Source organism: Roseivivax sp. CAU 1761, from assembly GCF_054482755.1.
Map to the genome: position 1 here is coordinate 29447 of NZ_JBTLRM010000013.1, position 26706 is coordinate 56152.

A 26706-nucleotide genomic window follows, 5' to 3' on the forward strand; every position below is an offset into this window, starting at 1 on the left:
CCGATGCGCCGCTTCGCCGACCAGCCGCTGCTGATCGTCCTGACCGCCACCGCCTCGCTGGCGATGGTGCTGCCGGCGGCGCTGGCGCTGTCGCATGGCGAACACCACGACGCCCGCAGTTTCTTCTATGCCGGGGTGTCGGGGCTGATCGTCTCGACGCTGGTCGGCATCGCGGTCTCGGGCCGGCCGCACAACCGCAACCCGGTGCGCCAGCTGGTGGCGTTGCTGGCGGCCTTCCTGCTCCTGCCGGTGATGCTGGCGATCCCGTTCCACGAGGCGGTGCGCACCACCTCGTTCCTCAACGCCTACGTGGAGATGGTCTCCAGCCTGACCACCACCGGCGCCACGCTCTTCGCGCCCGAGCGGCTGTCGGAGGCGGAGCATCTCTGGCGCTCGCTGGTGGGCTGGCTCGGCGGGCTGCTGATCTGGATCGCCGCGGCGGCGATCCTGGCGCCGCTGACGCTGGGCGGCTTCGAGGTCACCGCGGTCTCGGAGCCCGGGCAGACCCCGGCGCCGGGGGCCGCGCGGCGCGACGCCGCCGACCCGGCGCAGCGGCTGACCCGGGCGATCTCGGCCCTCACGCCGATCTATGCCGGGCTGACGCTGGCGCTCTTCCTGCTGCTGGCGGTCGCGGGCGACCGGCCCTTCGTGGCCGCGACCCACGCCATGGCGACGATGGCGACGTCGGGCATCTCGCCGGTGGGCGGCATCGCCGGGTCGCAGGGCGGGCTTCTGGGCGAGGCGATGATCTTCGTCTTCCTGGGCTTCGCGCTGTCGCGGCTGACCTTCTCCAACGACACCAGCGCGGCGCGCCGCACCGGGCTCTGGAACGATCCCGAATTCCGCATGGGCGCCGCCATCACGCTGCTGGTGCCGGTGGTGCTGCTGGCGCGGCACTGGCTGGCCTCCTTCGACATCGGCGAGGAGGAGAACCTCGTCGCCGGCCTGCGCAGCTTCTGGGGCGCGGTCTTCACCACGCTGTCCTTCCTCACCACCACCGGCTTCGAGAGCGCGCATTGGGACGTCGCGCAAAGCTGGTCGGGCCTGCAGACGCCGGGGCTGATCCTGATGGGCCTGGCCATCGTCGGCGGCGGCGTCGCCACCACCGCCGGCGGGGTGAAGCTGCTCCGCGTCTTCATCCTCTACCTCAACGGCTCGCGCGAACTCGACCGGCTGACCCATCCGCATTCGGTCGGCCGGCCCGGCCTGCTGAGCCGCCGCACCCGGCGCGAGGGCGCCTTCATTGCCTGGGTGTTCTTCATGATGTTCGCGCTGACCCTGACCGCGGTGGTGCTGGCCTTCGCCTTTGCCGGCGTGCGCTTCGAGCAGTCCTTCGTGATGGGCATCTCGGCCCTGACCAATACCGGCCCGCTGATGGTCTTCGCCTCCGAGACGCCGGTCGAGCTGGCGCGGCTCTCGGCCAGCGCCAAGCTGATCTACAGCACCGCCATGGTGCTGGGCCGGCTCGAGGTGCTGGCGATGGTGGTGATGCTGACGCCGGAGCTCTGGCGTTACTGAACCGCCGCAGTGCGGCGTTTCTCTTGATTTCCGCTGGAAGTCCGGACTGGGGCGCGACATACTCGCCTGAAACGGGGCGACACCGCATCCGCGGTGTGGACAAGAAAAAAGGCATTTCAATGGCTTCGGACAAGCAGAACCTCCAGGACGCATTCCTCAATCACGTCCGCAAGACGAAGGTTCCGGTGACCGTATTCCTGATCAACGGCGTCAAATTACAGGGCGTGATCACCTGGTTCGACAATTTCTGCGTGCTGCTGCGCCGCGACGGCCAGTCGCAGCTGGTGTACAAGCACGCGATCTCGACGATCATGCCGTCGCAGCCGATCAACCTCTATGACGGCGACGGCCAGGCTTGAGCACCGAGACCGAGACGCCGGACACCCGCGCCTGGGTTCTGCATCCCGACATCCGCAGCGACCGCAACCGCCGCGACGCCCGCTTCGCCCTTGACGAGGCGGTGGCGCTGGCCGAGGCGCTGCCGGGTCTCGTGGTGGTGGGATCGGGAATCGTGCCGCTGCCGCAGCCGCATCCGAACGCCCTGTTCGGCACCGGCAAGATCGCCGAACTGAAGGAGCTGCTGGCCGAGAACGAGGTCGGGCTGGTGCTGGTCGACGGCCCGGTGACGCCGGTGCAGCAGCGCAACCTGGAAAAGGCCTGGGGGGTGAAGCTGCTCGACCGGACCGGGCTGATCCTCGAAATCTTCTCGGACCGCGCGGCGACCCGCGAGGGCGTGCTGCAGGTCGAGATGGCGGCGCTGAGCTACCAGCGCACCCGGCTGGTCCGGGCCTGGACCCACCTGGAGCGCCAGCGCGGCGGGCTGGGCTTCGTCGGCGGCCCCGGCGAGACCCAGATCGAGGCCGACCGCCGCGCCATCGACGAACAGATCGTGCGGCTGCGCCGGCAGCTCGACAAGGTGGTCAAGACCCGCGCCCTGCACCGCAAGGCGCGCGCCAAGGTGCCGTATCCGATCGTCGCGCTGGTGGGCTACACCAACGCTGGCAAGTCGACGCTGTTCAACCGCATCACCGGCGCCGAGGTGATGGCCAAGGACATGCTCTTCGCCACCCTCGATCCGACGATGCGGGCGGTGCGGCTGGCCTCGGGGCCCGAGGTCATCCTGTCGGACACGGTGGGCTTCATCTCCGACCTGCCGACCGAGCTGGTCGCGGCCTTCCGCGCCACGCTGGAGGAGGTGCTGGAGGCCGACCTGATCCTGCACGTGCGCGACATCTCGCACCCCAATACCGAGGAGCAGGCCGACGACGTGCACGCCATCCTGGCCTCGCTCGGGGTGACCGACACGCCGCAGCTCGAGATCTGGAACAAGGTCGACCTGCTCGACGCCGAGGCGCGCGACGCCGCGGAGGGTCGGGCCGGCCGGTCGGACGTGATCCACACCGTCTCGGCGCTCACCGGGGAGGGGCTCGGGGCGTTGCTCGACGTGGTGGCGCAGACCCTCGAGGGCGAGATCCACGAGGTCGAGCTGACCCTCGGCTTCGATGCCGGACGGCAGCGCGCCTGGCTGTTCGAGCGCGGCCTCGTTGAGGACGAGCGCCAGAGCGAGGCGGGCTACGTGCTGAAGGTGCGCTGGACCGCGAAACAGGCCGCCCAGTTCGAGACCTTGTGAGAGGCGGGCCGGCCCGGCGGCAAACTCAGCCGCCGGTCCGGTCGTCGACGTAGAGGTCGCGCTGACCCTCGGCTTCGATGCCGGACGGCAGCGCGCTTGGTTGTTCGAGCGCGGCCTTATCGAGAACGAGCGCCAGAGCGAAGCGGGCTACGTGCTGAAGGTGCGCTGGACCGCCAAGCAGGCCGCCCGGTTCGAGACGGTGCGAGCGGCGGGCCGGCTCGGCAGCGGACTCAGCCGCCGGTCCGGTCGTCGACGTAGCGTGCCACGAACTCCGCCACGTTCGTCCCGTCGAGGTCGAAGCCGCGCGCCGCGCCCTGGGCGATCGTGTCGGCGCCGCTCCAGCCCTGCTCGACGCCGAGCGCCATCAGGACCAGCGCCGCGGCGCGCTTGCCGCCGTGGCAATGGACCAGCACCGGGGCCGGCAGCCCGCCGAGCGCGCTGCGGAAGGCATCGACCTCCGCCGCGTCGAGCGCCTTGGAGGTCGTGGGATGGTGCAGGTAGAGCAGCCCCGCCTCCTTGGCGAGCGCGGCCTCCTCGTCCGGCGCGATCTCCGGCCGTTCCGCCGCGGTGCGCAGGTTGACGAGGGCGCGGAAGCCCTCTTCGGCGGCCGCGCGCAAAGCCGCGCGGTCCGGCGAGAACCGCGCGACGGTGTAGCGGGAATCGAGGCAGACGCAGTTCTCCATGGGCCTCAGTGATCGCCCCTGCGGAACTGGTCGTAGACCGGGTATTCGACCTCGTGCGGCAGATGCACCTCGGCGCCGTCGAAACGGTCGCCCGAGGGCACCGCGAAGGTCTCGTAGGTGGCCCAGGCGCCGGCCGACATCGCGACCGCCACGCCCACGCCGATCAGGAAACCGCCCATCACTTGGCCCTCCGTTCTGCGTTCTCGATCTCGGCCAGCCAGATCTTGTGGTGCTCCTCGGCCCAGTTGTAGTCGACCTTGCCGTCCCACATGGCCCAGAACGCGCCCTGCATGCCGACCGTGCCGATATAGATGTGGCCGATGAAGATGGCGATCAGCAGCAGGCCGAAGATGGCGTGGATCAGCATCGCCCAGGACATGCCGGCGAGGCCCAGCCAGAAGAACGGGAACATCAGCGTGACGCCCGAGGCCACCATGAAGCCGCCGCCCAGGATCGCCGACCAGAAGATCAGCTTCTGTCCTGCGTTGAACTTGCGCGCCGGCGGCGCGTCGTCGGCATCGCTGAAGAAGCCGCCGGCCTTCTTCAGCCAGGTCAGGTCGCGCTTTTCCGGCAGGTTGCGGCCGATCCACATGACCAGCATGATCACGAGGCCGAGCGCGAAGGGCGGCGCGAACATCATGTGCCCCCAGGTCGAGAGCCAGCCGGTCTGGCCCAGCGTCGCCTCGCCGAAGGGCAGGATCAGCGTGTCGCCATAGGCGATGACGATGCCGGTCAAGGCCAGCATGATGAACGACACCGAAGTCATCCAGTGCGTCGCGCGTTCCAGGAGGCCGAAGCGTTTGACCTTGCGGCCCGACTTCCCATGCACGATCGGCACCCGGCCGCGGATCGCCAGGATCAGCGCCAGCAGCAGCGAGAAGCCGAGGATCGCCAGCGCCCCGAGATGGGTGGCGAAATCCGCCACGCCGAGCCGCCAGTCGCGGGCGAAGGGCCGCTCGAACAGGTCGGCATTGGGGTAGGGCAGGGAGGACAGGCCGATGCGGCGGTCGGCCAGCGCCAGGATATTCTGCGCGTCCTCGCCGGCATCGGCCCAGTTGCGCACCAGCTGGTCGTATTCCCGCGGCTCGGGGATCTGGCTGTTGGTCAGGAAGATCTCGTCGCCGATGGCCAGCGGCGGCGCCTCGGCCTCGGGCGACGGCCCGGTGGCAAAGCGCTCACCCTGCAGCAGCGTGCGCTGCGTCAGCACCTGGGAGGTCTCGGCATGGGCTGCCGGGTTGGCGGCCTCCCACCGCACCTCGGGTACGGTCATGGCGTCGCCGTCGAACATCTCCCAGACCTGGATCAGCAGCGCCACGCTGAGCAGTACCGCGGCGATCGCGCCGCCGATCCGGTAGCCGGTGAAATCCTTGCCTCGCACGCGCGTCTCGCTCATCCGTCTGCCTCCGGGTAATAGGCGGTCTTCCATCCCCAGGCGCCGGCGCCGTAGCCCCGGTGGATCACCCGTTCGCGGAAGATCTCGCCGATGGTCTCCCCGTCGCCGGCCAGCAGCGCCCGGGTCGAGCAGACCTCGGCGCAGATCGGCAGCTTGCCCTCGGCGATGCGGTTGCGGCCGTATTTGCGGAACTCCTCCTCGGAGCCGTTCTCCTCGGGGCCGCCGGCGCAATAGGTGCACTTGTCCATCACCCCGCGGGTGCCGAACAGCGTCTCGCGCGGGTATTGCGGCGCCCCGAAGGGACAGGCGTAGAAGCAGTAGCCGCAGCCGATGCAGGTGTCCTTGTCGTGCAGCACGATGCCGATATCGGTCTGATAGAGGGTCGAGACCGGGCAGACCGCGACGCAGGGCGCATCCGTGCAATGCATGCAGGAGATCGCCACCGAGCTTTCGTCCTGGGTGCCGTCGTTGAAGGTCACCACCCGGCGTCGGACCATGCCCCAGGGCACCTCGTGCTCGTTCTTGCAGCTGGTGGCACAGGCGTTGCATTCGATGCAGCGGTCAGTGTCACAGAGAAACTTGACGCGTGTCATCTCAGGCCCTCTCGATCCGGCAGAGCGTGCATTTGGTCTCCTGCATCTGGGTGACGATGTCGTAGCCGTAGGTCTGCACCGTATTGACCGCCTCGCCGGTCACGTAGGGCACGGTGCCGGCCGGGTATCGGTCGGTCAGATCCTCGCCCATCCAGAAGCCGGCGAAGTGGAAGGGCAGGAACACCGTGCCCGGACCCACCCGCGGCGTGACCAGCGCCTTGACGCGGATGCGGCCCTCGGGCGTGGCGACCCAGACCCAGCTGCCGGTCTCCACGCCGAAGCCTTCGGCGTCCTCGCCGTTGATCTCGACGAACATCTGCTGCTGGAACTCGGCCAGCCACTTGTTCGACCGGGTCTCGTCGCCGCCGCCCTCGTATTCGACGAGCCGCCCGGAGGTCAGGATCATCGGAAACTCGGAGGCGTAGTCGATGTCCTGGATCGACTTGTAGAGCACCGGCAGGCGCCACTTCCGCTGGTCCTCGTAGGTGGCGTATTCCGGCAGCAGGTCGCGGCGCGGCGTGTAGAGCGGCTCGCGGTGCTTGGGCACGGCGTCGGGGAAATTCCAGACGTTCACCCGCGCCTTGCCGTTGCCGTAGGGCGCCAGGCCGTGCTTGATCATCACCCGCTGGATGCCGCCCGACAGGTCGGTCTTCCAGTTCACCTGGCGGATGCCGCCGGCCAGGTCGTTGCCGCCGCCTTCGCCGCCCTTGGATTGCGGGTTGTTGGCGAGATAGGCGGCGATCGCGGTCAGGGCCATGCCCTGGTAACCCGGATATTCGCTGCTGACGTCCTCGATTTGGGCATCGGGCAGGCCGGCGAGGTCGCCCGCCATGGTGTCGAGCTCGGCCCGCGCCTCCTCCTCGGTCATCTCGAAATAGCGCCATTCGAACCGGTCGGCGCCCACCGCGGCGATCATCAGCTTCTCGCGGGCGGTGAACTCGTTGACCCAGCCGAAGGCTTCCATCATGCCGAGCGTGCCTTCCGGGTAGCCGTCCTCGATTTCCGAGCCCTTGGGCCAGCTGTCCTCGGCCAGCAGGGTGTCGCCCTCGTGCTCCACCCCCCAGCGGGCGCGGAAGGGCAGGCCGCCCTCGGCGACGGTCTCCTCCTGGTCGTAGAGGAGGGGCGTGCCCGGGTGGCGCATCTCGGGGGCGCCCCAGGCCGGCCAGGGCAGGCAGAAATACTCGCCCTCGACCTCGCCCGACTTGCCCTGCAGCGTCACCGAGTCGAACTTCTCCTGGTTCGCCATGTGCAGCTTCAGCCGCTCCGGCGACTGGCCCGTGTAGCCGATCGTCCAGGTGCCGCGGTTGATCTCGCGCAGGATGTCCTCGGCGACCGGCACGTTGTCCTGCACGCCGATATGCTTGAACATCTCCTTCTCGAAGCCCAGCGCCTTGGCCAGCAGGTAGGTGATCTCGTAATCGGTCTTGCTCTCGAAGAGCGGGTCGAAGACCTTGTCGCGCCACTGCACCGAGCGCGAGGAATTGGTCACCGAGCCGTGCATCTCGGCGGTGGTGGCGGCCGGCAGCAGATACACGTTGTCCTGCTTCTCGGTCATGATCGCGACCTGCGTCGGGTGCGGGTCGATGACGCAGAGCAGGTCGACGCTTTCCAGCGCCTTGAGCTGGTCCGGCCCGCGGGTGATCGAGTTCGCGGCATGGCCCCAGAACATCATCGCCTTGACGGCGTTGGGCTGGTCGAGGTTTTCCGGATCCTCGATGATCGCGTCCATGTAGCGCGACAGCGGCATGCCCTCGCGCTCCATCAGCTCCTTGGAGCCGAAGCGCGCCTGCATGTCGTCATAAGGCACGTCCCAGACCCGGCACCAGTGCTTCCAGGCGCCCTCGGTGAGGCCGTAATAGGCCGGCAGGGAATCGCAGACCACGCCGAGATCGGTGGCGCCCTGCACGTTGTCGTGGCCGCGGAAGATGTTGGTGCCGCCGCCCTTCTTGCCGATATTGCCGAGCACCAGCTGCAGGATCGACGCCGCGCGGGTCATCGAGGAACCGATCGTGTGCTGGGTCAGGCCCATGCACCAGATCAGCGTGCCGGGCCGGTTCTCGGCCAGCATCCGGGCGATCCGCTGGGTCTGCTCGGGGACGATGCCGGAGACGCGCTCGACCTCCTCGAGGGTGTATTTCTCGGCCTCGGCGCGCATCGCGTCGACGCCGTAGACGCGCTGCGCGAGGTAGTCGGCATCCTCCCAGCCATTGGCGAAGATCTCGCGCACCAGCCCCATCAGGAAGGCGACGTCGGCGCCCGGGCGGATGCGGGCATATTCGTCGGCGTGGCGGGCGGTGCGGGTGAAGCGCGGATCGACGACGATCAGCTTGGCGCCGTTCTCCTTGCCGTTCAGCACGTGCAGCATCGAGACCGGGTGCGCCTCGGCCGGGTTGCCGCCGACGATGAAGATCGATTTCGAGCGGCGGATGTCGTTGAAGGTGTTGGTCATGGCGCCGTAGCCGAAGGTGTTGGCGACGCCGGCGACGGTGGTGGAATGGCAGATCCGGGCCTGGTGATCGACGTTGTTGGTGCCCCAGAAGGCCGCGAACTTGCGGAACAGGTAGGACATCTCGTTGGAATACTTGGCCGAGCCCAGCCAGTAGGCGCTGTCGGGGCCGTATTCCTCGCGGATCTGCAGCAGCTTCGCGGAGACCTCGTCGATGGCCTGCTCCCAGGAGATGCGGACCCATTCGCCGCCCTCCTTCTTCATCGGGTATTTCAGCCGGCGCTCGCCGATGGCGATCTCCCGCATCGCGGCGCCCTTGGCGCAATGCGTGCCCTGGTTGATCGGGCTCTCGAACGCCGGCTCCTGGCCGACCCAGACGCCGTTCTCGGTCTCGGCCCACATCGAGCAGCCGACCGAGCAGAACTGGCAGATGGTCTTCACGCGGCGGTAGTTCTGGATCGATTGCGGCTCGGTGTCCTGGGTCTGGGCGACGACGCTGCCGCCGGCGCCGCTGAGGCCGGCGAGGCCGAGCCCGGCCAGGCCGGAATTGCGGAGGAAGTCCCTGCGCGAGGGGCCGCGATCAGAATCCGCTTGGACGGGGTGATGCGGTCGGGCGGAGCGGGGCGCGGAGCCCTTGCGCTTGAGCATATGGCGGCTCCTCAGCTGCGGGCGAGATGGTAGAAGGTGCGGACATGCGCGCTGTCGTGGAGCCGGACCTGCCGGGGATCCTCGGGCTCGGCGGGGTGCTCGCGCTCGGGCTCGGGCGCGGCGGCGACGGCGCTCGCGGCCATGCCGACCGGCGCCGCGGTCAGCAGGGCGCGGCGCAGGGCGTCTGGGCGATCTGTCATGGGGAAACCTCCGGCTCTTTTGCACGAAACGCGAGAGCCGTGGGCGGGTTCCCACCAATCGGGCCGCGTGGGCCCGGGGGTCAGTTGACCTTGCGCTTGGGTCCGAAGGGCAGCGGCGCCACCGGCACGCCGTCTTCGAGGAGCTGGCGCGCCTCGTCGGGCTTGGCCTCGCCCCAGATCGCGCGTTCCGGCATCTCGCCCAGATGCATGGCGCGGGCCTCGCGGGCGAATTCCGGCCCGACATAGTCCGACGTCGCCTCGACATGCGCCCGCAGCCGGGCCAGGGCGCGCTCGGCGGGGCTCGCGGGGCCGCGCAGCGTGCCGGCGGAGGGGCCGCCCGCGCCGTCGCGCGGCGCCGGGGCGGGCGCGGCGGTTCGGCGTCCGGAGCTCACCCGCGGCGCCATCAGATCCTTCTCGACCTCGCTCGACCCGCAGATCGCGCAGGTCACGTGTCCGTTGGCCTGCAGCGTGTCGAAGGCGGCGGCAGACTGGAACCAGCTGTCGAAGCCGTGACCGTCCGAACATCTGAGCGAGTACTGAATCATCGGGTTTTTCCGTGGAACGTCCTGTTCTTAATATAGGACACCCGAGGGCGATCAAGAAGCCGGCTGTTCCGCGCCGGGGCCGGGCGGCGCCGGCGCCACATCCTTGAGCGCCGCCAGAACCGGCTGCACGAGCTCGTCGAGCTCCGCGGCGGGCTGCAGGGCGGCGGCGGCGCGGGCCGCCTCCGCGTCGCGGCGCGCCGGGTCCGCCAGCGCCGTCAGCGCCGCGGCCAGCTCCCCGGAATCGCGGATGCAGCGCGCCGCGCGGGCCCGGGCCAGCGTCTCGAACGGGGCGCGGAAATTGCGCGTGTCGGGGCCGTGGATCAGCGCCGCGCCGAAGCGCGCGGGCTCGTAGGGCGTGTGCCCGCCGCGGTCGCTCAGCGTGCCGCCGATGAAGACCCGTCCGGCGCGGCCGTACCAGATCGGCATCTCGCCCAGCGTGTCGGCCAGCAGCACTTCCGCCCCGGGCGGGTCATTGCGGGACCGGCGCGCCACCGACAGGCCCTCCGCCCGCAGCCGGGCTTCCAGCGCGTCGCCCCTGTCCGGGTGGCGCGGCGCGAGGATCAGCCGCAGCCCGGGCTCGGCGGCGCGCGCGGCGAGATGCGCGGCGATCACCACTTCGTCCTCGCCGGGATGCAGCGAGGCGGCGAGCCAGGTGGCGTCGCGCGGATAGGCGGCCTCGAGCGCGGGATCGGCGGGCGGCGCGGGCGGCGCGGCGTAGAACGCCTTGAGATCGGCCACCGGGCCGCACGCCGCGTGGCGCAGCCCCAGCGCCAGCAGCCGGTCGCGCGAGCCCGCATCCTGCGCCGAGAGGAAGGCGATGCGGCCGAGCGTGGCGCGGGCCAGCGCCGGCAGCCGCGCCCAGCCGCGCGCCGTGCCCGCCGACATGCGCGCGCCGAGGACCAGCACCGGGCCGCTCAGGCGGGCCAGCCGCACGGGCCAGATCTCGGCCTCCATGGCAATATGCGCCGCCACCTGCCAGCGCGCCGCGAAGCGGTCGGTGGCGCCGGCGAGGTCGAGCGGCGCGAGACGCGCCGGCAGACCCTGCGCTCGCGCCCGCGCCACGCCGGTGGCGGTGTTGCAGGTCACGACGATGGGCAGGTCGGGCCGCGCCGCCTCAAGCGCCAGGATCACCGGCCGGGCCGAGTTCAGCTCGCCCACCGAGGCGGCGTGCAGCCACAGATGCGGGCCGTCTTGTTCGGGGCCGGGGCCGCGCCCCAGCCGCGCGGCGATCCCCGCCCGGTCGCGCCGCAGCGCCAGCCGCGAGAGCACCGCCGCCGCCGCCAGCGCCATCGCGCCGCGATAGAGCGTCCGCTCGACCCGCAGGCGGACCGGGCGGGGCTCGGGGTCGGCCCCGGCCCGGGGCGCCGCGCCCGCCACCGCGTCAGCCCCCGTCGAGCGTGGTGCGGATGGTCTCCTCGAGCCGGGCCAGTAGGCGGTCGTTGTCGAACCGGTCGCAGGCGACCTGGCGGGCGCGCTCGGCCATCGCGCCGGGCGCGTCCAGCGCGAAGGCCGTGGCGATGGCCCGGGCGAAGCCCGCGCCGTCATGCTCGTCGACGAGATAGCCGGTGCGGCCCTCGTCGATCGCCTCGGGGATGCCGGCATGGCGGGTCGCCACGGTGATGCAGCCCGCCGCCATGGCCTCCTGGATGGCGGTCGGCAGGCCCTCGGTATTGCCGTCCGAGGCGGTCACCGAATGCTGCAGGAAGAACTGCGTCCGGGCGAGCCGGGCGCGCACTGCCTCGTGCGGCTGGGCGCCGTGGAAGGTCACCTTTTCGGCCACGCCGAGCTCCAGGGCCAGCTGCCGCGTCGGCGCCAGCAGCGGGCCGTCGCCGATGTAGTCCAGGCGCGCGCCGGGATGGGCGCGGGCGGCCTCGGCAAAGGCGCGCAGCGTGGTCATCGGCGCCTTCTTTTCGACAAAGCGGCCGACGGCGAGGCAGGACAGCGGCTGCTTGTCGCCGGGCACGAAGCGGCGGATGTCGACGCCCGAGGGGACGACATGGGCGTTGGAATGCCGCACGCCGACCGATGCGAGGTTGTCGAGCAGGAATTGCGAGACCGAAAAGACCCCGGCGAGGCGCGGCATCATCAGCCGGTAGGCGCGGTGCATGCGCCGGGTGCGCAGCGCCTTCGAGGCATCGGTGCCGCGGAAATACGTGAAGATCGGGATGCCCAGCTCGTTGGCCAGCGGCGCCAGCGCCAGCGCCTGGGTGCCGAACTCGGCGAGGATGACCTCGACGCGCTGCTCGGTCAGGAATGCCGCCAGCCGGCGCCGGCCGCTGCCGAAGGGCAGGCGGGTGGTGGCGTGCCGGGTGCGGTTCCAGGCGGCGGCCAGCGGCCAGTGCGCGAGATCGACGAGGCCGGGCCGGGCGCGGCGCACGAAGACCGGACGGTCATAGGGGTTGTCGCCGTTGGCGCGGCCGCAGACCACCACCGTGTCGCCGCCGAAGAGATGCGCGATGTGACGGTTGATGAAGGTTTCGCCGGGGACGTGGTAGTCGCTGGTGCCAATCGCTGCGCGCATGGGATCTCCGCTCCGGTTGCCGTGCGGGATAGCAAGCGGAATGCGGGCTCACAAGCCGGCCGCGCCGGGGCGCGGCCGGCTGCGCCGTCACTCGGCCGGGGCCGGTTCGCCACGCGGCGGCGGGCCAGCGGGATCCGAGCCGTAGAGCTCGCCCGGGAGTTCCGGCGGCATGGCGTGGTCGGCTTCCTCGTCGCTGCGGTATTTCTGATTGTGCCGGTAGACCATCAGCGGATCCCAGTTCAGCGCCTTGACGAGGCCGACGAGGATCAGCAGCACCACCAGCGCGAAGGGGAAGCCCGCGATCACCGCCGCCGCCTGCAGCGCGTTCAGGCCGCCCGCCAGCAGCAGCACCGAGGCCACCGCGCCCTCGGAGATCGCCCAGAAGACGCGCTGCACCTTGGGCGGGTTGGGGTCGCCCCCGGCGGTCAGCATGTCGATCACGAAGGAGCCCGAATCCGACGAGGTGACGAACCACAGCACGATCAGGATGATCGCGAAGCCCGACATCAGATCCGAGGCCGGGAAGTAGTCGAGCAGCGCGAACATCGCCTGGCCGTAGCTTTCCTGCGTGGCCTCGACCAGCGAGCGGTCGCCTGAGAGCGAGATCTTCAGCGCGGTGCCGCCGAAGGCCGAGAACCAGAAGAACATGATCGAGGTCGGCAGCAGCATCACGCCGAGCAGGAATTCGCGGATCGTGCGGCCGCGGCTGATGCGGGCGATGAAGACGCCGACGAAGGGCGACCAGCTGACCCACCAGGCCCAGTAAAAGATGGTCCAGGAATTCTGCCAGGTGCCTTCGCTCTTCCAGGCCTCGGCCCAGGTGCCCCAGGCCATCAGGTCGGCGAGGTAGTTGCCATAATTCTCCACGAAGCCGTCGAAGATGAACAGCGTCGGGCCGACCAGCAGCAGGAAGATCAGGAACAGGATGCTGAGGCCGATATTGATGTTCGACAGCCGCTTGATCCCGGCATCGAGACCGGCCACCACCGAGATCGTCGCCATCGCGGTGATCGCGGCGATGATCAGGATCTGCACCACCACCGACTCGCCGATGCCGAAGACCTCGCCCAGGCCGGAATTGATCTGCATGGCGCCGAGGCCCAGCGAGGTGACGATGCCGAACATCGTGCCGAACACCGCGAGAATGTCGACGGCGTCGCCCCAGCGGCCGAAGATGCGGTCGCCCAGAAGCGGATAGAGCGCCGAGCGCACGGTCAGCGGCAGGCCCTTGCGGAAATGGAAATAGGCCAGGCTCAGCGCCACGATGGCGTAGACCGCCCAGCCGTGGAAGCCCCAGTGCAGGAACGAAATGACCATCGCCTGCTTGGCGGCGGCCTCGGTCTCGGCCTCGCCCAGAGGCGGCGCGAAATAGTGGTAGAGCGGCTCCGCCACGCCCCAGTAGATCAGCCCGATGCCGATGCCGGCGGAGAACAGCATCGCGGTCCAGGAAAACAGGTCGTAGGCCGGCTCTTCGTTCATCCGCCCGAGCCGGATGTCGCCGAAGCGCCCGAAGGCCAGCCAGATCACCGCGACGACGAGGATGTTGACCTCGAGGATCAGGGCCCAGCCGAGATTGCCGGCGAGCCAGGCCTGGGCGCCGGAGAAGATCGTGCCGGCGGTCTCGTCGAAAAACGCCCCGAACAGGATGAAGCCGACGATCAGGATGGCCGAAACCGAAAAGACCCGTCGGTTCACCGCCGGGAAGAACAGCAATCGCTTCTGCGGCATCCGGTCGTGCATCGTGCTCACCCTTGCAGTTTTATTGTCGTTTGCCGTCGCGAGGGTCCGCAGGCGAACGCCGATGCGACGACGGGGAGCGTAGGACGCAACGGCGCCGTTTCAATGTTCGCGCCCCGGTCGGGCCCAGCCGCGGCCGGGCCGGGACTCACTCCGGACGCAGCCGCGTGACCCCCACCGCGGCGGCGCGGGCGAGTTCGGGATCGAGCGACATCGGCACGTATTCGCCGCGCCGCCAGAGCTGGCCGAGATCGTCGTAATGGCGCGACAGGAAGTGGCCGGACTGACCGGTGGCGGTGACGAAGACCGAGGAATCGGGGTCGGCGAAATCGTAGACGCCGCGATACCCCGCGCCGTGCACATTCAGGAAGGGCCGCGGGCCGCTGCCCCGGCTGACGCCGCGCATCAGGGTGAAATCGCCGCCCGAGGTCGATTGGCGGATGTTCACGAAGTAGCGCAGCACCGGCACCTCGCCCAGCACCGGGTGGTCGTGGGTGGCCTCGTGGGCGTCGCCCCAGCGCAGCGATTCGAGCGCCCTTCCGTGGTTCTCCTCGATCCAGATCAGCGCCTGGTCGAGCGCCATGCGGGCGATGTCGGTGCAGGTCTCCTCGGGCGCCGACCGCTTGATGTCGCACCACGCCGCGGCGCCGTCGATGTCGCGGAAGACGCGCTCCAGGAAGAGCGGCTCGATATGGTCGAAGTCATCGGCGAGCGGGCCCAGGTCGTCGCGGATCAGGCGGTCCTGCAGGGCCCGCATCCAGGCCGCGTAGATCAGCGGCTCGGGCATGTGCTCGTTCATCTCGCCGTTCCAGTTCGCCAGGAGGTCGAGGGCGCGCTGGCGCTGGCGTTCCGGGGTGCCGTCGGGCGCCGGTTCGCCGGTGAACCACAGATCGGCGCCGACCAGCGGCAGCAGGGTGCGGGCGGCCGGCGACACGGTGTCGAGCTGGGCCTCGATGAAGCTGTCGCGGGTATGGACCTCGCGGCCCTGCATCATCGCCTGCCAGCGGGTGACGCGCTGGCTGTCGCCCCATTCGAAGCTCATGTGGTTGGGGAAGGGGCGGTCGATGACCTTGTTGTTGGTGTTGCCGACGACCCCGCCCGGGGGCGCCACGAAGGCCGGGTTCTCGGCCTCGGGCAGGATGCCCTGCCAGCGGTTGGCCTCGATCCAGCCGGGGCTGGGCAGCCGGCCGCGGCTCTGATGCGCCGGGTCGCGCGCCGGGAAGGCGCCCACCGACTTCATCGCGATGCGCTTGCCGTCGATCAGGGTGAGGTTCTGCGACGGCGCCACGAAGAGCCGCGAGGCCTCGAGCGCGGCGTCGATGTCGGGCGCCCGCATCAGGGCGATGGCGGCGCTCATCGAGGTGTCGGCGGCCGAGAGCGCGGTCCAGGACAGCGACATGACGTGGCCGCGCGGGGTGATGGCGCCGAGGTCGAAGGCCGAGGGCGGCAGCACCGGCCCGTTCTCGGTCCAGCGCAGCGTCAGGGTGACCGGCGCGCCGCCCTTCACGTCGACGATGGAGCGCCGCGAGCGGAACGATTTCCAGCCCCCGGGGGTGCGGTAGCGCTCGGCATTGTCGGGATCGACCTGTTCGAGATGCAGGTCCTGGTCGTCGAGATAGGACGAGGTCACCGCCCAGCCGAGCCGTTCCGAGCGCCCGACCAGGATGGCCGGGATGCCGGGGATGGTGCCGCCGATGACGCCGCCGGTCTCGAGCTGCAGGCGGGCGAGGTACCAGATCGTGGGGGCGGTGAAGCCGAGATGCGGATCGCCGGCCAGCAGCGTGCCGCCATTGGCCGAACGCCCCGGCGCCGCGGCCCAGGCGTTCGAGGCGCCGGCCAGGCCGCGTTCGGGCACCGGCCAGAGGAAGGCCGCGCGCCGCTCGGGCCCGGCGATCCCCGAGGCGCCGGGCGCCAGCGCGGCGTAATCGGGCAGGGCGGCGGTGCCGTCGCCGGGGATGTCGGGCAGGATGTCGGCCAGCCGGCCGGCATCCTCGAGCGCCAGCGAGGTGCGGGCGCGCAGCACCTCCTCGTTCAGGTGGCCGGAGAGCTGCAGCGCCATCAGCTTGACGATGGCGATCGAATCCGCCGGCCGCCACGGCGCCAGCGCCGCCTCGAAGACGAAGAATTCCGGCGCGCCGCGGCCCAGGCTCTCGCGGTTGATCTCGGCGATGCGGGCGTTGACGCCGGCGGCATAGGCCTCGAGCGCGGCCAGGGTGGTGTCGTCCTGCGCCTCCACCGAGGCCCGGGCCAGGGTGTAGAGGTCGAGCCGGCGCAGCAGCGTGTCGGTCTCCAGCGTGCGCCGCCCGAAGAGTTCCGACAGCCGGCCCTGCACGGTGCGGCGCAGCAGCATCATCTGCCACAGCCGGTCCTGGGCATGGGCGTAGCCCAAGCCGAAGAAGGCGTCGGGATCGGAGCCCGCGAAGATGTGCGGCACGTTGGAATTGTCGCGCACGATCTCGAGCTCGGCGCCGAGCCCCTCCGCCACCGGCACGTCGCGGCTGTAATCGGGCAGCGAATGCGAGGCGAGGTAGTAGACCAGCCCGACGCCCGCCACCGCCAGCAGGATGGCCAGGGAGGCGAGCCGCACCAGCCAGCGGAAGAGTGTGCGCATGTCGGTCTCCCGGCTCGCGCGCCGGTCTGGCGCGGGTTTTGTCCGTGCCGGCGGGGTTACTCCCAAAGACCGCCCCTTGCCAAGGGCGCGCCCCGGGGGCGACATGGGCCCGAACACGAATGTGAGGAGCGAAGGTCATGGCAAAGGTCGCATTTCTGGGTCTGGGCGTGATGGGCTACCCGATGGCGGGGCACCTGGCGAAGGCGGGCCACGAGGTCACCGTCTACAACCGCACCGCCGCCAAGGCCCGCGCCTGGGCCGAGCAGCATGGCGGCGGCCATGCGCCGACCCCGCGCGAGGCCGCCCGGGACGCCGAGTTCGTCATGGCCTGCGTCGGCAACGATGACGACCTGCGCGCGGTCTGCCTGGGCGAGGACGGGGCGCTCGCCGGCATGGCGGAGGGCGCCGTCTTCGTCGATCACACCACCGTCTCGGCGCTGGTGACCGCGGAGCTTTACGCCGCCTTTCGCGCGGCCGGCTGCGGCTTCGTCGACGCGCCGATCTCGGGCGGGCAGGCGGGGGCCGAAAACGGCCAGCTGTCGATCATGTGCGGCGGCGACCAGGCGCAGTTCGACGCCGCCCTGCCGGTGATGGAGGTCTATGCCAAGCTCTGCCGCCGCATCGGCGAGAGCGGCGCCGGGCAGAAGACCAAGATGGCCAACCAGATCGCCATTGCCGGGCTGGTCCAGGGCCTGTCCGAGGCGCTGCACTTCGCCGAGAAGGCCGGGCTCGACGGCCGCGCCGTGGTCGAGGTGATCTCCCAGGGGGCGGCGGGGTCGTGGCAGATGCAGAACCGCTACGAGACCATGCTCGACGACCGCTGGGAGCACGGCTTCGCGGTGGACTGGATGCGCAAGGATCTGGGCATCTGCCTGATGGCCGCCGACGAGGTCGGCGCCTCGCTGCCGGTGACCGCGCTGGTCGACCAGTTCTACAAGGACGTCCAGAAGATGGGCGGCGGACGCTGGGACACATCGAGCCTGTTCAAGAGGTTGCGCGCGCTGGGCTGACCGGCGTGGCGCCGCTATGCGGGGCCGCGGAGCGCGGAGAATGCGCCGCGTATTGGGCATTGTATTTGCACAACCCTTCAGCGTAGGATGACCGTCAGGTCCCCCGGGCGCCGCGCGCCCCGGTCCGGACCAAGGAGTTTTTCCGTCAGACCGAGCTGTCCTCCGGATGCGAGCGGGGCGCGGCCTGACGGACCGACCGGGCCGCAAGGCCCCGAGAGTTCGCCCCTGACCCGCAACCGCGCGCCCGGGGCAGTCAATGGGCGCGGAAGGCCCGACCGGACGACCGTCCCGGACCCACCCCGCGCTGGAGAAGAACCGCGATGGTGCACGTGACGTGCTTGATGCAGGAAGCGACCGGTCGTCCGGCGCGCGCTGCCGCATGTCCGCCCATCGCCCTGACAAGACACCGCGAAACCGCCGCCGCCCCGCCCGGGGCGGCGGCGGCGTTCGCGTGCAGACGGACAACATGGCAAAGAAAATGCTCATCGACGCCACCCACGCGGAAGAGACCCGCGTCGTGGTGGTGGACGGCAACAAGGTCGAGGAATTCGACTTCGAATCCGAGAACAAGCGGCAGCTCGCCGGCAACATCTACCTCGCCAAGGTAACCCGGGTCGAACCCTCGCTGCAGGCGGCCTTCGTCGATTACGGCGGCAACCGGCACGGCTTCCTGGCCTTCTCGGAAATCCATCCCGATTACTACCAGATCCCCGTCGCCGACCGGCAGGCGCTGATGGAGGAGGAAGAGGCCCAGGCCCGCGCCGAGGAGGAAGAGGACAAGCCCCGCGCCGCCCGCGGGCGGACCCGGCGCCGCGGCGGCAAGGCCGCGCAGGCCGCCTACGACGACAAGGTGACGAGCACCGAGCCCGAGGCGATCGCGGGCATGGAGACCATCGACCTCGAGGGCCAGGAGACCGGCGGCGAGGCGGCCGGCGAGGGCCTGTCGCCGATGGAAACGGTGCGCGAGACCCCGGTGGAGACGCCGGAGAGCGACCTCGACCCCGAGAGCGGCGAGGACGAGGACGGCGCCGTGGAGGCGGTCGAGGACAGCGAATCCGACGCCATCGAATCCGTCGCCGACGACGACACCGCCGAGGACATCCGCCCGCCGCGCAAGCCGCGGCCGCGCAAGTACAAGATCCAGGAGGTCATCAAGGTCCGCCAGATCCTGCTGGTGCAGGTCGTCAAGGAGGAGCGCGGCAACAAGGGAGCGGCGCTGACAACCTATCTGAGCCTGGCCGGGCGCTACTGCGTGCTGATGCCCAACACCGCCCGGGGCGGCGGCATCTCGCGCAAGATCACCAATGCCGCCGACCGCTCCAAGCTCAAGGCCATCGCCTCCGAGATCGACGTGCCGCGCGGCGCCGGGCTGATCATCCGCACCGCCGGGGCCAAGCGCACCAAGACCGAGATCAAGCGCGATTACGAATACCTGCAGCGGCTCTGGGAGCAGATCCGCGAGCTGACGCTGCAATCGATCGCGCCGGCCAAGATCTACGAGGAAGGCGACCTGATCAAGCGGTCGATCCGCGACATCTACAACCGCGACATCGACGAGGTCTTCGTGGAGGGCGACCGCGGCTACCGCATCGCCAAGGACTTCATGAAGATGATCATGCCGTCGCATGCCAAGAACGTGAAGCACTACACCGACTCGATGCCGCTCTATGCGCGCTATCAGGTCGAGTCGTATCTCAGCTCGATGTTCAACCCGACGGTGCAGCTCAAGTCCGGCGGCTACATCGTCATCGGCGTGACCGAGGCGCTGGTCGCCATCGACGTCAACTCCGGCCGTGCCACCAAGGAAGGCTCGATCGAGGAGACGGCGCTCAAGACCAACCTCGAGGCCGCCGAGGAGGTGGCCCGCCAGCTCCGCCTGCGCGACCTCGCCGGCCTGATCGTCATCGACTTCATCGACATGGACGAGCGCAAGAACAACGCCGCCGTCGAGAAGAAGCTGAAGGACAAGCTGAAGACCGACCGCGCCCGCATCCAGGTCGGTCGGATCTCCGGCTTCGGCCTTTTGGAGATGTCGCGCCAGCGCCTGCGCCCGGGCATGATCGAGGCCACCACCCAGGCCTGCCCGGCCTGCCACGGCACCGGCCTGATCCGTTCGGACGACAACATGGCGCTGCAGGTGCTGCGCCAGATCGAGGAGGAGGGCACCCGCGGCCGCTCGCCCGAGGTGCTGGTGCGCTGCCCGGTCGGCATCGCCAACTTCCTGATCAACCAGAAGCGCGAGCACATCGCCCAGATCGAGCTGCGCTACGGCATGGCGGTGCGCGTCGAGGGCGATCCGTCGCTGGTCAGCCCGGACTTCCACATGGAGAAGTTCAAGACCGCGACCCGGCGGGTGCCCGAGGCGGTGCTGCCGGTGGTCTCGGCCAATGCCGAGCTGATGGATGCCATCGATGCCCGCGCGGCCGAGGAGGAAGCCGAGGAAGAGGCGGCGCTCGAGGCTCAGGAGGCCGCGGAAGCCGAGGCCGAGGCCGAGGAGGCCCGCAAGGCCGAGGCGGAGACCGACGGCGAGGGCGACGGCAAGCCGAAGAAGCGCCGCCGCCGCCGCCGCCGCAAGTCGAAGAACGGCGAGGACGTGGCCGAAACGGCGGCCGAGGCGGCCCCGGCCGAGGCGGCCTCCGACGGCGAGCCGGACGAGACGGCACCGGCCGAGGCCGCGGAGCCTGCCGGCGCGCCCGACGCGGCGCCGGCCGAGGCGGGCGCCGAGGGCGAGGAGAAGCCGCGCAAGCGCCGCAGCCGCAGCCGTTCGCGCCGCAAGTCGGCCGAAACCGCCGAGGCCCAGGAGGCGGCCGCGCCGGCCGAGGAGGCCGCGCCCGAGGCGCAACCGGAGCCCGCGGCGACGCGCCCCGAGACCGGCGACGCGCCGGCCGCCATCCCGGCGGCACCGGCAGAGCCGGAACCGGCGATGAGCGCCGCGGCGGCCGCCCAGGCGCCCGCCCAAGCGCCCGAGGCGGCGCCGCAGCCGGCGCCTGCCGAGCCGGCCCGCGCCGAGGCCCCGTCCCCGGAGGCCGCAGCCGCGGCGCCGGCGGCCGAAGCGCCTGAAGCGCCGGTGGCGACGCCCGAGGAGGCCGCCTCGGAGGCGCCCCAGGAGGCGCGGCAGGACGCGCCCCGGCCCGCCGCGCGCAACGGCGATGCCCAGCCCGCCGCCGCGCCCGAGCCGGCGGAAGAGCCGGCGGAGGACGAATCCACCGAGGACGAGGGGCAGGGCGAGACCGCGCCCAAGCCCAAGCGCCGCGGCTGGTGGTCGCTCGGCCTCTGAGGCGCACCTGACGTGACATGCGAAACGGGCCCGGCAGCGCTGCCGGGCCCGTTTTCCGTGTCGGGGATGGGGGGGGGCGCCGCGCCGCCGGGAGGAAAACACCGCCAGCCTGGCGCGGGAGGTTTGCCGGGCGGCGCGGAGACCTTCGTGCGCTTGGCCGAGCGGCAGGCGGGCCGGGCGATCCGCGTGCGGGCCCGCGCGGCGGCGGCTCCCGCGGCGCTGGCCGCGCTCCAGGGCCCCGGACCGGCCGCGCTCAGTATTTGCGGATCAGCCAGATCGTGACGGCACCCTCGGCGTCCTGGGCCTCCAGGACGTGGCCGGCCTCCTGGCAGAAATGCGGCACGTCGATCACCGCGGCGGGATCGTCGGTGCGCACCCGCAGCCGCCCGCCGGGGGCGAGCGCCGAGAGGCGCTTGCGGGCCTTCAGGACCGGCAGCGGGCAGAGCAGTCCGGTGGCGTCGAGCTCGTGGATGTCGTCATGCGTCATGCCCGCGCTCTAGGGCGATTATGTCAGCCTGTCCACGGTCTTGTGACGGATCGTCCCGGTGACGGCGGGGGCGCGATCCCCTAGGCATGGAGCATGTTCGGAATCGAAATCATCGATGCGGCCTTGCTGCCCGCCATGCTGGTCGCGCTGAGCGCGGGGCTGATCTCCTTCCTGTCGCCCTGCGTGCTGCCGATCGTGCCGCCCTACTTGGCCTTCATGTCCGGGGTCAGCCTCGGCGAGGTCGAGGCCGGCGGCGCGGCGCGGCGGAAGGCGGTGACCGCGGCGGGGTTCTTCGTGCTCGGCCTGTCCACGGTGTTCCTGCTTCTGGGCTTCACCGCCTCGGCCTTCGGGGCCTTCTTCCTGCAGAACCAGGTGCTGCTGGCCCGCGCCGCGGGAGTGGTGGTGATGGTCTTCGGGCTGCACTTCCTCGGCGTGTTCCGGATCCCGTTCCTCGACCGCGAGGCGCGGATCGAGGCCGGCGACCAGGGCGGCTCGGCCTTCGGCGCCTACATCCTCGGGCTGGCCTTCGCCTTCGGCTGGACACCCTGCATCGGCCCGCAGCTCGGCGCCATCCTGTCGCTGGCGGCGTCGGAGGCCAATGTGGCCCGCGGCACCGTGCTGCTCGGGGTCTATGCCGCGGGGCTGGGCATCCCGTTCCTGCTGGCGGCGCTGTTCCTGACCCGCGCGATGAAGCTGATGAACCGGCTGAAGCGGCACATGAAGCTGATCGAGCGCAGCATGGGCGTGCTGCTTGTGGGCGTCGGGCTGGCGCTGGTGACCGGCGCCTTCTCGGCCTTCTCGTTCTGGCTCCTCGAGACCTTCCCGGCGCTGTCGCTGCTCGGCTGAACCGGCGGCGGGGCGGCGCGGGGCTCAGGCCCCGGCCCGCGCCGCGCCCTCGCTGATTGCCTCGCGCAGCTTGCGCTCCAGCGCCCGCTGCTTGGCCGGGGAATAGAGCTTCAGCCCGAACATGTCCTTGACGTAGAAGCTGTCGACCACCTGTTCGCCGTAGGTCGCGATCACCGCCGAGGCGATGTAGATGTTCTGCGCCGCCAGCGTCCGCGTCAGGTCGTAGAGCAGGCCGGGCCGGTCGCGGGTATCGACCTCGATGATCGTGTAGATTTCCGATCCGTCATTGTCGAAGGTGATCGAGGTCGGCACGGTGAAGGCGCGTTCGCGCTTCTTCAGCTTGTCGCGCGACTTGATCGCGTCGCGCGCCACCACCTCGCCCATCAGGGTCTTGCGGATCATCTCGCGCAGCCGCGGCAGGCGGTCGGCCTCGAAGGGATGACCGTCGCCGTCCTGGATCCAGAACACCGCCGTCGCGAAGCCGTCCTTGGAGGTGTAGGTGCGGGCATCGACCACGTCGGCGCCGACCAGCGCCAGCGCCCCGGCGAGGCGCGAGAAGATGCCGGGATGGTCCTGCAGGGCGAAGCAGACGCGGGTGGCGTCGCGGTCGTCGTCGGGATGCAGGTCGATGCGGATCTCGTCGGTGCCGATATCCTTCAGCAGCTTGGCGAAAATGACATGCGCCGAAACATGCAGCCCCTGCCAGTAGGGCGGATAATGGCGCTGCGTCTCGGTGCGCACGTCGCGGCCGTCCCAGGCCGACAGCGCGGCGCGCAGCTTGCGCTTGGCCTCGGTGCCGCGGTTCTCCCGGCTCAGATCCTCGAGTCCCGATTCCAGCGCCCGCCGGGTCTGGCGGTAGAGCGCGCGCAGCAACGTGGCCTTCCAGTTGTTCCAGGTGCCGGGCCCGACGCCGCGGATGTCGCAGACGGTGAGCAGCAGCAACAGGTCGAGCCGTTCGCGCGTCGCCACCGCCTTGGCGAAGTCGCGCACCGTGCGGGGATCGGCGATGTCGCGCTTCTGCGCCATGTCGGACATCAGCAGGTGGTGGCGCACCAGCCATTCCACCGTGGCGCTGTCAGCCTTCGACAGGCCGAGCCGCGGCGCCACCCGGCGGGCGATCTGCGCGCCGAGCACCGAATGGTCCTCGTCCCGGCCCTTGCCGATGTCGTGCAGCAGCAGCGCCACGTAGAGCACCTTGCGGTTGATGCCCTCCTCGAGGATGCGGGTGGCGACCGGCAGCTCCTCGACCACCCGGTGCTCCTCGATCTGGCTGAGATGCCAGATGCACTGGATGATGTGTTCGTCCACCGTGTAATGGTGGTACATGTTGAACTGCATCATCGCCACGATGGGTTCGAATTCGGGGATGAAGGCCGAGAGCACGCCGAGCTCGTTCATCCGCCGCAGCGCCCGGTCCGGGTTGCCGTGCTTCAGCAGCAGGTCGAGGAAGATGCGCCGGGCCTCGCGCGACTGCCGCATCTCGTCGTCGATCAGGTGCAGGTTGGCCTGGATCAGCCGCATCGCCTCCGGGTGGATCAGCAGCCCGGTGCGCAGCGCCTCTTGATAGATGCGCAGCAGGTTGAGCTTGTCGGACAGGAAGGCGTCGGGATCGGCGCACATCAGCCGGCCATGGACCACCCGGTAGCCGGCCTTGACCCGCGGGCTGCGCTTGAAGACCCGCATCAGCAGCGGCGGCGCCTTGGTGTGGGTGGCTTCGAGCGAGGTCAGGAAGATCCGCGTCAGGTCGCCCACCGCGGTGGCGTGGCGGAAATAGGTCTGCATGAAGATCTCGACCGCCGGGCGGCCGCCGCGGGGCGCGAAGCCCATCGCCGCGGCGACCTCAAGCTGCATGTCGAAGGTCAGCTGCTCGACCGCGCGGCCGGCGATCAGGTGCAGATGGCAGCGCACCGCCCAGAGAAAGGCCTCGGCCTTGGCGAAGAGCGCGTGCTCCTCGGGTCGGAAGATGCCGAGCTCCACCAGCCGCGCCGTGTCGTCGGTGCGGTAGACGTATTGGGTGATCCAGAACAGCGATTGCAGGTCGCGCAGCCCGCCCTTGCCCTCCTTGACGTTGGGCTCGACCATGTAGCGCTGGCCGCCCTGCTTGTCGTGGCGGGTCTCGCGCTCGGCCAGCTTGGCCTCGATGAACTCGATCTCGGTGCCGTCGAACAGCTCGTCGCGCAGGCGCCGCCGCAGTTCCTCCGCCAGCGGTTCGTGGCCGATCAGGAAGCGGTGCTCCAGCATCGCCGTGCGGATGGTGAAATCCTCGGCGCCGAGGCGCAGGCAATCCTTCACCGTGCGCGAGGCGTGGCCGACCTTCAGCTTCAGGTCCCAGAGCACGTAGAGCATCGATTCGATGACGCTCTCGGCCCAGGCGGTGATCTTGTAGGGGTTGAGAAACAGCAGGTCGACGTCGGAATAGGGCGCCATCTCGCCGCGGCCGTAGCCGCCGACCGCGATCACCGCGATGCGTTCGCCCTCGGTCGGGGTGGGGCGGCGGTGCAGCTTCTCGGTGGCAAGCTCCCAGGCCAGCGCCACCAGCCCGTCGGTGATCCAGGTGTAGGAGCGGACGGCCTCGGGCGCGGCCAGCGGGGCGTCGCGGAGCGCCCGGGCGATGCGGGCGCGGCCGGCGTCGCGGGCCTCGCCCAGGATCTGCACGGCGGCGCGGCGGGTCTCGCCCTCGTCGCCGGTGTCGCTGACCGCCTCCCAGAGCCGGGCGCGGACCGCGTCGAGGTCGAAGATTTCCGCCCGGTCCGCGATCAGACCGGGCGGGGGCGCGGGGGCCGGATCAGAAGCCGGCGCGGCCGAAGCCTGCGGGTGCAGGGTCAAGGATCACCACCTGTCGATTCCGAATGGTCGCCACCGCCAGGCTGCGCTGGTTGGTGCCGTTGGGCAGGAAACGGAATACACCGCCGGCCCCGCGGAAACCAGAGCCCTGGATCAGGGCGCGCGCGGTCAGGGCGTCCGACCGGCTCTGCGCCAGCGCGCCGATCGCCGCGACGCCGTCGAAGCCGAGGCTGGCGAGCGGGTGCGGCGCGGCGCCGTAGGCGGCGCGGTAGCGGCTTTCGAAGCCCTGCAGGGTGGCGCGGTCGGGCAGGGCGAAATAGGCGCCCTCGATGCCCGGCAGGGAGAAGCCGTCGGGCCGGGTGTCCCAGCGCGTCAGGCCGGCATATTGCACCGCCGAAGGCGTCAGGCCGCGCTCCGGACCCATCTGCAGCACCACCGAAAGGCCGCCCTCCCAGGTGTCGGTCAAAAACAGCCCGTCGGCCGCGCCGCTCTCAACCACGCGGGCGACCCGGTCGAGCGCCGAGGTCAGGCTGGCGGTGTTGAGCTGGTAGCCCTCGGCCGCCACCACCCGGGCGCCGCTGCGGGCCGCGGCGGACTGGATGGCGTTGCGGCCGATCTGGCCGCCGATGTCCTGGGTGTAGAGCACGGCGAGGTCGTCGGTGCCCTGGTCGGCGGCATAGGAGACCAGCCGGTTGGCGGTGTTCTCGAAGGTCGGCCCGAGCACGAAGAGGTTGCCGCCGGCAATGGTCGAGTTGTTGGAGAAGCTGAGGACGTTGACGCCCTCGTCGGCCACCGCGATGGCGGCGGCATTGGCGGCCTCGGCGAAGAGCGGCCCGAGGATGATGCCGGCGCCCTCGTCGACGGCGCGCTGCGCCACCCGGGCGGCGGTGGCCGGCTGGCCGCCGGTGTCGTAGACGCGCAGGTCGACCTCGACGCCGTCGAGCTCGGCCAGCGCCAGGCGGGCGGCGTTCTCGAGGCTGCGGGCGACCGGCGCGGCGCCGGCATCCGATTGCGGCAGCAGCAGCGCCACCGGCACCGGGCCGCGGGCGGCCAGGCCGGGTCCGGCGGGCGCGAGGGCGGCGTCGCAGGCGGCCACGGTGAGGAGGGCGGCGGCCGCGACGGCGCGGACGGCCGCCTTGCGGCGGCGGAGGATACGGGCCAACATCTGGGTCTGGGCTCCCTTTGTTCCGGGAATGGGCGGGGATCCGGAAGGCCGCGCGGCCCTCCGGTCGGCAGCGCCGCGGACCCCCGGGCGCCGGGTGGTCGCGGTCCGGTGAAAAGGAGCGTAGAGCAGCGCCATGACGGATCCAAGAACCAATGCGACAGCGCCGGCGCCGGGGCTCTACCTGGTGGCGGTGCCGATCGGCAATGCCCGCGACATCACCTTGCGGGCGCTCGATCTTCTGGCAACCGCCGACCTTCTCGTGGCCGAGGACACCCGCAGCCTGCGCAAGCTCATGGAGATCCACGGCGTGGCGCTCGGCGGGCGGCCCTGCCTGGCCTATCACGACCATAACGGCGCCCAGATGCGGCCGCGCCTGCTGGCGGCGCTGGCCGAGGGCCGCTCGGTGCTCTACGCCTCCGAGGCCGGCACGCCGATGATCTCCGATCCGGGCTTCGACCTGGCGCGGGCGGCTCAGGAGGCGGGGCATGCGGTGACCGCGGCGCCCGGCGGCGGTCTGCCGCGAGCTCACCAAGCGTTTCGAGGAGGTGCGCCGCGGCAGCCTCGCCGAGCTCGCCGCGCAGTACGAGAGCGCCGCGCCCAAGGGCGAGATCG

General features: G+C 70.6%; 21 protein-coding genes. 7 read left to right on the plus strand and 14 right to left on the minus strand.

All coding sequences use genetic code 11. The features are described 5' to 3' along the window. Nucleotides 1–3: 3 nt before the first annotated feature. The 3 genes from ACXYMW_RS09975 to hflX all read left to right on the plus strand — a co-directional run bounded on the left by ACXYMW_RS09975 (nt 4) and on the right by hflX (nt 3148). Nucleotides 4–1518 (plus strand): potassium transporter TrkG, encoded by a 1515-nt coding sequence (locus tag ACXYMW_RS09975; RefSeq protein WP_459035169.1) that lies wholly within the window; start codon nt 4–6, stop codon nt 1516–1518. Between the two features lie 119 nt (nt 1519–1637). Then, nucleotides 1638–1877: an RNA chaperone Hfq gene (hfq, locus tag ACXYMW_RS09980; protein WP_459035225.1), complete on the plus strand. Its 240-nt coding sequence runs from the start codon at nt 1638–1640 to the stop codon at nt 1875–1877. After that, nucleotides 1874–3148: a GTPase HflX gene (gene hflX, locus ACXYMW_RS09985; RefSeq protein WP_459035170.1), complete on the plus strand. Its 1275-nt coding sequence runs from the start codon at nt 1874–1876 to the stop codon at nt 3146–3148. The genes hfq and hflX overlap by 4 nt, the downstream gene beginning before the upstream one ends. A gap of 230 nt (nt 3149–3378) precedes the next feature. Here hflX and ACXYMW_RS09990 read toward each other — a convergent pair whose 3' ends face one another. The 11 genes from ACXYMW_RS09990 to ACXYMW_RS10040 all read right to left on the minus strand — a co-directional run bounded on the left by ACXYMW_RS09990 (nt 3379) and on the right by ACXYMW_RS10040 (nt 16525). Beyond that, entirely contained in the window at nt 3379–3831 is a 453-nt protein-coding gene (locus tag ACXYMW_RS09990) for a protein tyrosine phosphatase family protein (RefSeq protein ID WP_459035171.1), read from the minus strand. A gap of 5 nt (nt 3832–3836) precedes the next feature. Then, the gene (locus ACXYMW_RS09995) at nt 3837–4010 is read right to left on the minus strand and encodes a hypothetical protein (protein ID WP_459035172.1); all 174 of its coding nucleotides are present in this window, start codon (nt 4008–4010) and stop codon (nt 3837–3839) included. After that, nucleotides 4010–5224 carry a formate dehydrogenase subunit gamma gene (locus tag ACXYMW_RS10000; RefSeq protein WP_459035173.1) on the minus strand — a complete coding sequence of 405 codons (1215 nt, stop codon included), beginning with the start codon at nt 5222–5224 and terminating at the stop codon, nt 4010–4012. Before ACXYMW_RS10000 ends, ACXYMW_RS09995 begins: the two co-directional genes overlap by 1 nt. Then, entirely contained in the window at nt 5221–5817 is a 597-nt protein-coding gene (fdh3B, locus tag ACXYMW_RS10005) for a formate dehydrogenase FDH3 subunit beta (RefSeq protein WP_459035174.1), read from the minus strand. The genes ACXYMW_RS10000 and fdh3B overlap by 4 nt, the downstream gene beginning before the upstream one ends. A 1-nt stretch (nt 5818) precedes the next feature. Beyond that, a complete protein-coding gene (locus tag ACXYMW_RS10010) occupies nt 5819–8911 on the minus strand; it encodes a formate dehydrogenase subunit alpha (protein ID WP_459035175.1) in 3093 nt (1030 codons plus the stop codon). 11 nt (nt 8912–8922) lie between these two features. Then, complete coding sequence (locus tag ACXYMW_RS10015) at nt 8923–9111, minus strand: hypothetical protein (protein WP_459035176.1); 189 nt, start codon at nt 9109–9111, stop codon at nt 8923–8925. Between the two features lie 80 nt (nt 9112–9191). Beyond that, nucleotides 9192–9656 (minus strand): DUF1178 family protein, encoded by a 465-nt coding sequence (locus ACXYMW_RS10020; protein ID WP_459035177.1) that lies wholly within the window; start codon nt 9654–9656, stop codon nt 9192–9194. Between the two features lie 51 nt (nt 9657–9707). Then, the gene (locus ACXYMW_RS10025) at nt 9708–11033 is read right to left on the minus strand and encodes a 3-deoxy-D-manno-octulosonic acid transferase (RefSeq protein ID WP_459035178.1); all 1326 of its coding nucleotides are present in this window, start codon (nt 11031–11033) and stop codon (nt 9708–9710) included. Between the two features lie 4 nt (nt 11034–11037). Further along, the gene (locus ACXYMW_RS10030) at nt 11038–12177 is read right to left on the minus strand and encodes a glycosyltransferase (protein ID WP_459035179.1); all 1140 of its coding nucleotides are present in this window, start codon (nt 12175–12177) and stop codon (nt 11038–11040) included. A gap of 87 nt (nt 12178–12264) precedes the next feature. After that, nucleotides 12265–13917 (minus strand): BCCT family transporter, encoded by a 1653-nt coding sequence (locus tag ACXYMW_RS10035; protein ID WP_459035180.1) that lies wholly within the window; start codon nt 13915–13917, stop codon nt 12265–12267. A gap of 145 nt (nt 13918–14062) precedes the next feature. Continuing rightward, nucleotides 14063–16525 (minus strand): penicillin acylase family protein, encoded by a 2463-nt coding sequence (locus tag ACXYMW_RS10040; RefSeq protein ID WP_459035181.1) that lies wholly within the window; start codon nt 16523–16525, stop codon nt 14063–14065. A 137-nt stretch (nt 16526–16662) separates the two neighbouring features. On the opposite strand from ACXYMW_RS10040, the gene ACXYMW_RS10045 reads away from it, so the two are divergent. After that, nucleotides 16663–17535 (plus strand): NAD(P)-dependent oxidoreductase, encoded by an 873-nt coding sequence (locus ACXYMW_RS10045; RefSeq protein WP_459035182.1) that lies wholly within the window; start codon nt 16663–16665, stop codon nt 17533–17535. Between the two features lie 466 nt (nt 17536–18001). Further along, nucleotides 18002–20812: an Rne/Rng family ribonuclease gene (locus ACXYMW_RS10050; protein ID WP_459035183.1), complete on the plus strand. Its 2811-nt coding sequence runs from the start codon at nt 18002–18004 to the stop codon at nt 20810–20812. A 253-nt stretch (nt 20813–21065) separates the two neighbouring features. On the opposite strand, the gene ACXYMW_RS10055 is transcribed toward ACXYMW_RS10050, so the two are convergent. Next, a complete protein-coding gene (locus ACXYMW_RS10055; protein WP_459035184.1) occupies nt 21066–21299 on the minus strand; it encodes a sulfurtransferase TusA family protein in 234 nt (77 codons plus the stop codon). Nucleotides 21300–21392: 93 nt separating this feature from the next. On the opposite strand from ACXYMW_RS10055, the gene ACXYMW_RS10060 reads away from it, so the two are divergent. Next, complete coding sequence (locus ACXYMW_RS10060) at nt 21393–22145, plus strand: cytochrome c biogenesis CcdA family protein (RefSeq protein ID WP_459035185.1); 753 nt, start codon at nt 21393–21395, stop codon at nt 22143–22145. A gap of 24 nt (nt 22146–22169) precedes the next feature. On the opposite strand, the gene ACXYMW_RS10065 is transcribed toward ACXYMW_RS10060, so the two are convergent. Together ACXYMW_RS10065 and ACXYMW_RS10070 are read right to left on the minus strand one after the other, a co-directional pair. After that, the gene (locus ACXYMW_RS10065; RefSeq protein ID WP_459035186.1) at nt 22170–24971 is read right to left on the minus strand and encodes a [protein-PII] uridylyltransferase; all 2802 of its coding nucleotides are present in this window, start codon (nt 24969–24971) and stop codon (nt 22170–22172) included. Next, nucleotides 24931–26094, minus strand: a complete 1164-nt coding sequence (locus ACXYMW_RS10070; protein ID WP_459035187.1) for a penicillin-binding protein activator — start codon at nt 26092–26094, stop codon at nt 24931–24933. The genes ACXYMW_RS10065 and ACXYMW_RS10070 overlap by 41 nt, the downstream gene beginning before the upstream one ends. 133 nt (nt 26095–26227) lie before the next feature. Between ACXYMW_RS10070 and ACXYMW_RS10075 the strand changes: the two genes are divergently transcribed. Continuing rightward, nucleotides 26228–26706: SAM-dependent methyltransferase (locus tag ACXYMW_RS10075; RefSeq protein ID WP_459035188.1), on the plus strand; the 479-nt coding region annotated here is incomplete at its 3' end.

Coding starts and splice junctions, on each gene's coding strand:
- ACXYMW_RS10045 (WP_459035182.1), top strand. CDS start 16,663: ATGGCAAAGGTCGCATTTCTGGGTCTGGGCGTGATGGGCTACCCGATG.
- ACXYMW_RS10055 (WP_459035184.1), bottom strand. CDS start 21,299: ATGACGCATGACGACATCCACGAGCTCGACGCCACCGGACTGCTCTGC.
- ACXYMW_RS10010 (WP_459035175.1), bottom strand. CDS start 8,911: ATGCTCAAGCGCAAGGGCTCCGCGCCCCGCTCCGCCCGACCGCATCAC.
- ACXYMW_RS10000 (WP_459035173.1), bottom strand. CDS start 5,224: ATGAGCGAGACGCGCGTGCGAGGCAAGGATTTCACCGGCTACCGGATC.
- ACXYMW_RS09995 (WP_459035172.1), bottom strand. CDS start 4,010: ATGGGCGGTTTCCTGATCGGCGTGGGCGTGGCGGTCGCGATGTCGGCC.
- fdh3B (WP_459035174.1), bottom strand. CDS start 5,817: ATGACACGCGTCAAGTTTCTCTGTGACACTGACCGCTGCATCGAATGC.
- ACXYMW_RS10030 (WP_459035179.1), bottom strand. CDS start 12,177: ATGCGCGCAGCGATTGGCACCAGCGACTACCACGTCCCCGGCGAAACC.
- ACXYMW_RS09975 (WP_459035169.1), top strand. CDS start 4: ATGCGCCGCTTCGCCGACCAGCCGCTGCTGATCGTCCTGACCGCCACC.
- ACXYMW_RS10035 (WP_459035180.1), bottom strand. CDS start 13,917: ATGCACGACCGGATGCCGCAGAAGCGATTGCTGTTCTTCCCGGCGGTG.
- ACXYMW_RS10015 (WP_459035176.1), bottom strand. CDS start 9,111: ATGACAGATCGCCCAGACGCCCTGCGCCGCGCCCTGCTGACCGCGGCG.
- hfq (WP_459035225.1), top strand. CDS start 1,638: ATGGCTTCGGACAAGCAGAACCTCCAGGACGCATTCCTCAATCACGTC.
- ACXYMW_RS10040 (WP_459035181.1), bottom strand. CDS start 16,525: ATGCGCACACTCTTCCGCTGGCTGGTGCGGCTCGCCTCCCTGGCCATC.
- ACXYMW_RS09990 (WP_459035171.1), bottom strand. CDS start 3,831: ATGGAGAACTGCGTCTGCCTCGATTCCCGCTACACCGTCGCGCGGTTC.
- ACXYMW_RS10020 (WP_459035177.1), bottom strand. CDS start 9,656: ATGATTCAGTACTCGCTCAGATGTTCGGACGGTCACGGCTTCGACAGC.
- ACXYMW_RS10070 (WP_459035187.1), bottom strand. CDS start 26,094: ATGTTGGCCCGTATCCTCCGCCGCCGCAAGGCGGCCGTCCGCGCCGTC.
- ACXYMW_RS10050 (WP_459035183.1), top strand. CDS start 18,002: ATGGCAAAGAAAATGCTCATCGACGCCACCCACGCGGAAGAGACCCGC.
- ACXYMW_RS10060 (WP_459035185.1), top strand. CDS start 21,393: ATGTTCGGAATCGAAATCATCGATGCGGCCTTGCTGCCCGCCATGCTG.